This window comes from Rickettsia endosymbiont of Ixodes scapularis (assembly GCF_000160735.1).
GTDB classification, from domain to species: Bacteria; Pseudomonadota; Alphaproteobacteria; order Rickettsiales; family Rickettsiaceae; genus Rickettsia; species Rickettsia tamurae.
The window spans coordinates 1251502-1256470 of sequence record NZ_CM000770.1 but is presented as its reverse complement, the minus strand read 5'-3'; the positions used below and the strand labels follow the sequence as shown (position 1 = coordinate 1256470).

Here is a 4969-nt window from a genome sequence, read left to right as displayed (position 1 = left end):
AAAATACGTTTTAGGTATTTAGATTGGATGTCGTAAGGAGTTATTGTCATCCCGCGGCTTGACTGCGGGATCCAGTTAATATCACTATGGATACCGTGGTCAAGCCACGGGATGACATTAATCTTTGCTAGTAAATCCTGGATTTGAGGACCGAAAAAAGATTTGCCGTTTTGCAACATTTTAAAACCGTTATCGTCACGAGGGTTATGTGATCCCGTGACCATAATACTACCGACAAGCATAAAGTGTTTATCGGCAAAATATAAAACCGGCGTTGGAACTACGCCAATATTTATGATTTTAGCTCCTGCATCAGTTAATCCTAGTTCTAAAGCTTTACAAAGGGTAGGGGAGCTGAGCCGACCGTCTAAACCTATACAGATTTTATTGTTATCTTTCGTTATAGTCATCTCGGCGAAACAAAAGCCGATTTTATAAGCTACTTCTTCCGTTAAATCCTTAAGGCTATTACCTCGTATGTCATAAGCCCTAAAAATTTCTTTGTTAATTTGCATAAAAAACTGTTTTGAATGTTATTACATGGTTCGGAAAACGTATTCAATGTCATGCCGTGGCTTGACCACGCCATAAAAACAATTTATAGTAGTCAATTCTACTGGATCCCGTGGCCAAGCCACGGGATGACATCGAAAAGGATTGGATCCCCGCTTTTAGCTAGGGATGACATCGGAATCTAGAAGCTAAAGCTTTCTCCCAAATACACTTCCTTAACTTTCTTGCTATTTGCTATTTCCTTAGCACTTCCTTCTAATAATACTTTACCTTCAAAAATAACATAAGCACGGTCGACTATATCTAGAGTATCACGTACGTTATGATCGGTAATTAATATGCCTATATTAAATTCACGTAAATAAGTAATTAGATTTTTGATATCGGAAATAGCAAGCGGGTCAATACCGGCAAGCGGTTCATCAAGCATGATAAATTTAGGCTCTATTGCAAGTGAACGTGCAATCTCAAGCCTACGCCTTTCACCGCCTGATAAGCTAGCAGCGGATGAATCTTTTAAATGAACTATCGAAAATTTCTCTAGCAAATTATGGGTTTTTTGTTCAATTACTTCTTTATCATTTTCAGATATCTCAACTACAGCTTTAATATTATCCTCAACTGATAATCCCCGAAATATCGAAGGTTCTTGAAGAAGATAACCGATTCCAAGCCTTGCTCGTAAATAAATAGGCAAGTTGGTAATATTTATATCATTTAAAAGTAATTGCCCTGAGTCCGGTTTCATTAAACCGATAATAATGTTAAAGCAAGTTGTTTTACCGGCTCCGTTCGGACCGAATAAACCAACTATCTCTCCTTGTTTTATATTCAGAGATATATCCGTTAATATATTCCTTTTTTTATAGGATTTTGATATATTTTTAACTTGTAAGCTGTCCATCTTTTTTATTTGTTAAGATTTTGTTGCGTGGATTAATTTTCAACGTCATTGCGAGAAAATTACGTAAGTAATTGACGAAGCAATCCAGTTTAAAAATGCTAATCTTTAGCATTTTTTTAATTATTTTCTGGATTGCAACACTCCTTGCAGTCGCTCACAATGCTGTATAGCTTAAGCAGATAAGGTAGTTACTTTTTGTAATACGTGATAAACAGCATCAAAAAAATATGTAAAGTTACTAGTATCTTTTCTAATTTGATGTTTAATTTTAAACCAATAATGTTCTATAGGATTAAGGTCAGGACTGTAAGTAGGAAGGAATAAAATACTTGCCCCTACCGATTCAATTAATTCTTTTACCTTAGAGTTTTTATGAAAATTAATATTATCCATTACTACGACTTGTCCTGCCCTTAATTCTTTAATGAGTATATCCTTGACATACGTCTCAAAAATAGCTTTATTACAATTGCCTTCAAATATTAGAGGTGCTACAATATTGCTATTACATAGGCCAGCAATCATACTAATTCTGTGTTTGTGCTGATAAACTTTTTCACCATAACATCTTTCTCCTTTTGGGCTCCAGCCATGTTCTCGACACGCATTATCTTCTATTCTTGATTCATCCAAAAACACTAGTTTATCTTTGTCTATGGTGGTTATCTTTTCTATAAACTCATTTCTTAATTTATGATTTCTTTTGGGATGAAGAAAAGTTTTTTTATAGCTGTAACCAACTTTTCTAATCATGTTTATTATAGTTCTTGCTGACACTTTACTAGGATACAAGATGGCTAGCTCTCGACTGCTTTTATCTTTATTAGATTCCAAAAATTTTTTAAATCCTTCCATATCTGTTATTTTATGACTATGCCCTTTTTGATAGCCAGTTTTTAACTAAAGAACCCTCAGCTATAAGCTGAGGGGTTATAAAGTGGAATCGATTAGAAATCGATCATCATTCACAGGTTCACCTTCCTGTTCATCAATATAGTGCTGTATCATTTCATCAGTTATATTACCTGAACTGACCGCCATATAGCCCCTAGCCCACAAATGATTGCCCCAAAATTGTTTTCTTAAATGAGCAAATTCTTGCAATAAAATTCTTGAGCTACTACCTTTTAAATACTGTACTAACTTGCTAAGAGATATTTGTGATTTATATGAGATAAACATATGCACGTGATCACATGATATTTTCCCTGAAATTATATATACTTCATGTTCCATACAAATCTGCCTTAGTAAATCTCTAGCCCTTTCCGCTACTTTGCCTATCAATACTCTCTTCCTATATTTTGGTATCCATATAAGATGTACTTTTAAATCATACTGACTATGACTATTCTTTCTATAACTTCTCATGTTTCTTGATATAAATTCATTGCTAAAGCAATTTCATTATATCTTCCCTTCGCCTGAAGGCGAGGGATTTCTTATCCCCGAAGGGGGACATTAAACATCTCCTGTTTCTTTCTTTAATTTCTTCCAATCATATATTACTTTACGGCTGATATTAAATACTTGACTTGCTTCTATTATTCTTTTCCCTGACTCAATATATTGAATCACTCCCTTTCTTAAATCATATGAATATGGACTTGGCATAACTATTTTCTAATTACTTTACCATATCCTTTTATTAATATCACTATCTTAATTGCCTATGCTATAAATCAAATTTACTCATTCCAAACAAATTATCAGCTTTAGAAAGATATTTATTAGCCAATGATTGAGTTGTAAAAGTTAATAGAAAAATTGTAAGTAAATATTTTAAAAAGTTTTTCATATATCATAGCTCTTTCTTGTAACTTCTAGTAATATTCTCTACATGGTGAAAAAGTTTATCAGCACAAACACAGAATTAGTATGATTGCTGGCCTATTTAATAGCAATATTGTAGCACCTCTAATATTTGAAGGCAATTGTAATAAAGCTATTTTTGAGACGTATGTCAAGGATATACTCATTAAAGAATTAAGGGCAGGACAAGTCGTAGTAATGGATAATATTAATTTTCATAAAAACTCTAAGGTAAAAGAATTAATTGAATCGGTAGGGGCAAGTATTTTATTCCTTCCTACTTACAGTCCTGACCTTAATCCTATAGAACATTATTGGTTTAAAATTAAACATCAAATTAGAAAAGATACTAGTAACTTTACATATTTTTTTGATGCTGCTTATCACGTATTACAAAAAGTAACTACCTTACCTGCTTAAGCTATACAATCCAGCTCAGGGTTTGATTATTTTGCTGCTGGTAAAAGGTGCCGTAATGATTTAGAGCAGAAGCAAGCTTTAACTAGAGCCCAAAATAAAGATCCAGAATTAATGCTTACTGATTATAATATCTTTATTAAAGCAGCAGAAAAAGCAGGGATTCCTGAAAATATGAGAAATGCCATTATGTCAATGACAGGAACTATTATAGTTAGAGATAATAATGTTTATTTCCTTGCGTCACTTGCTCAAGATGAAAAGAGCTAGATTGCTCATTTAAAAGGTGGAGAATCTGCCTCAATTTATACTTGTGATAATAGTAATTGTTTAAACCCAGCTCTAAGACGCAATATTAGTATTGCTCCAGATCAATCATATCAAGGCAAGGCTAAAACCAAGCTAGATGAATTAAAGAGTAAACTTACAAGTAATAACGAGTTTAGTAATGCAGACATATCTTTCCTATCTTCAATAGGGGAAGCATTTCCAATTTATGACTATATTACTTTAGAAGCAATATCAGGAGTTACTATTTTAGAGAGTTCGTCAGAGTTAATTGCTAGTTACAGTTTATTGCAGCATTTAAAGGAGGTAATCTCAGAAGTACGTAAAGCAGTAACCATGCTAAAACCGAAACAAGTAGCAGATGATCATTTAACTGCTTACTTAAAAGCTTTAGATCGAGTGCAACTTTTTGCTCAAGAGAAATGGAGTAATATGCTAACAAGTAGTGATCAGATTGATAGAAGAGCAAGATTAATAGAACAACATTTAATAGCTAAAGAGAGGGCTTAAAAAATTAATTATAAATTAAAATTAGATGAGCAAGCAGATAAGCACGCACAAAAATAAGCAAAGAAGATAAAAATATAAAAAGCATATGGCAGATTACGTAATACATACATTTGGTGGAGGAGATATATTATGGCAAGTTTTTAATGGAATAGGAAGAGTATTTGCCTCAAATAGTGAATATTTTACTCCGGTAGGTAAATTTGCTTTGACAATTGGTGGAATTTGGGCAGCAACAAGAGCTATTTTTAGAGGCAATATTGGTATTTTTGCTATGGAGTGGTTTTTTCCATCTCTATTTATTTTTATCTTTTTATTTGCTCCGAAAGCAAATATTTGGCTTAAGGATGAAATATCCATGAATGCTCCTGTTAAGATCAATAATATTCCAGTAGGTGTTGCTTTATTTGCCTCTATATCATCAAAAATAAGTTACTCCTTATCAGAAACGCTAGAAAAGCATTTACTTTCAGTTGATGAAGGTTTATCAAGCAGGAAGAATGGGATTATGTTTGGAGCAAAAGCTAT

General features: G+C 33.1%; 4 protein-coding genes and 4 pseudogenes. 3 read left to right on the top strand and 5 right to left on the bottom strand.

The genetic code is table 11. The features are described 5' to 3' along the window. The 5 genes and pseudogenes from REIS_RS06370 to REIS_RS12980 form a co-directional block, all read right to left on the bottom strand. Nucleotides 1-515 (bottom strand): annotated as a pseudogene (locus REIS_RS06370) (phosphomannomutase/phosphoglucomutase); the annotation flags it as partial. Nucleotides 516-694: 179 nt separating this feature from the next. Continuing rightward, nucleotides 695-1417 (bottom strand): LPS export ABC transporter ATP-binding protein, encoded by a 723-nt coding sequence (gene lptB / locus REIS_RS06365; RefSeq protein ID WP_008580427.1) that lies wholly within the window; start codon nucleotides 1415-1417, stop codon nucleotides 695-697. 171 nt (nucleotides 1418-1588) lie between these two features. Then, nucleotides 1589-2308, bottom strand: a pseudogene (locus REIS_RS12985) (IS630 family transposase); the annotation flags it as partial. Between the two features lie 39 nt (nucleotides 2309-2347). Further along, the gene (gene tnpA, locus REIS_RS06355) at nucleotides 2348-2788 is read right to left on the bottom strand and encodes an IS200/IS605 family transposase (RefSeq protein WP_008579210.1); all 441 of its coding nucleotides are present in this window, start codon (nucleotides 2786-2788) and stop codon (nucleotides 2348-2350) included. A gap of 90 nt (nucleotides 2789-2878) precedes the next feature. Then, nucleotides 2879-3031: an IS630 transposase-related protein gene (locus tag REIS_RS12980; RefSeq protein ID WP_008580425.1), complete on the bottom strand. Its 153-nt coding sequence runs from the start codon at nucleotides 3029-3031 to the stop codon at nucleotides 2879-2881. 225 nt (nucleotides 3032-3256) lie between these two features. Here REIS_RS12980 and REIS_RS06345 point away from each other — a divergent pair. The 3 genes and pseudogenes from REIS_RS06345 to REIS_RS06335 all read left to right on the top strand — a co-directional run. Beyond that, nucleotides 3257-3649: pseudogene (locus REIS_RS06345) on the top strand (transposase); the annotation flags it as partial. A gap of 3 nt (nucleotides 3650-3652) precedes the next feature. Continuing rightward, nucleotides 3653-4444, top strand: a pseudogene (locus REIS_RS06340) (conjugal transfer protein TraH); the annotation flags it as partial. Between the two features lie 85 nt (nucleotides 4445-4529). Then, nucleotides 4530-4969 (top strand): conjugal transfer protein TraG N-terminal domain-containing protein (locus tag REIS_RS06335; RefSeq protein ID WP_008580423.1); only part of this gene is annotated, 440 nt, incomplete at its 3' end.

Bases quoted from the DNA above. Each gene is read 5' to 3' on its own strand.
- lptB (WP_008580427.1), bottom strand. From the start codon at position 1,417: ATGGACAGCTTACAAGTTAAAAATATATCAAAATCCTATAAAAAAAGG.
- tnpA (WP_008579210.1), bottom strand. From the start codon at position 2,788: ATGAGAAGTTATAGAAAGAATAGTCATAGTCAGTATGATTTAAAAGTA.
- REIS_RS12980 (WP_008580425.1), bottom strand. From the start codon at position 3,031: ATGCCAAGTCCATATTCATATGATTTAAGAAAGGGAGTGATTCAATAT.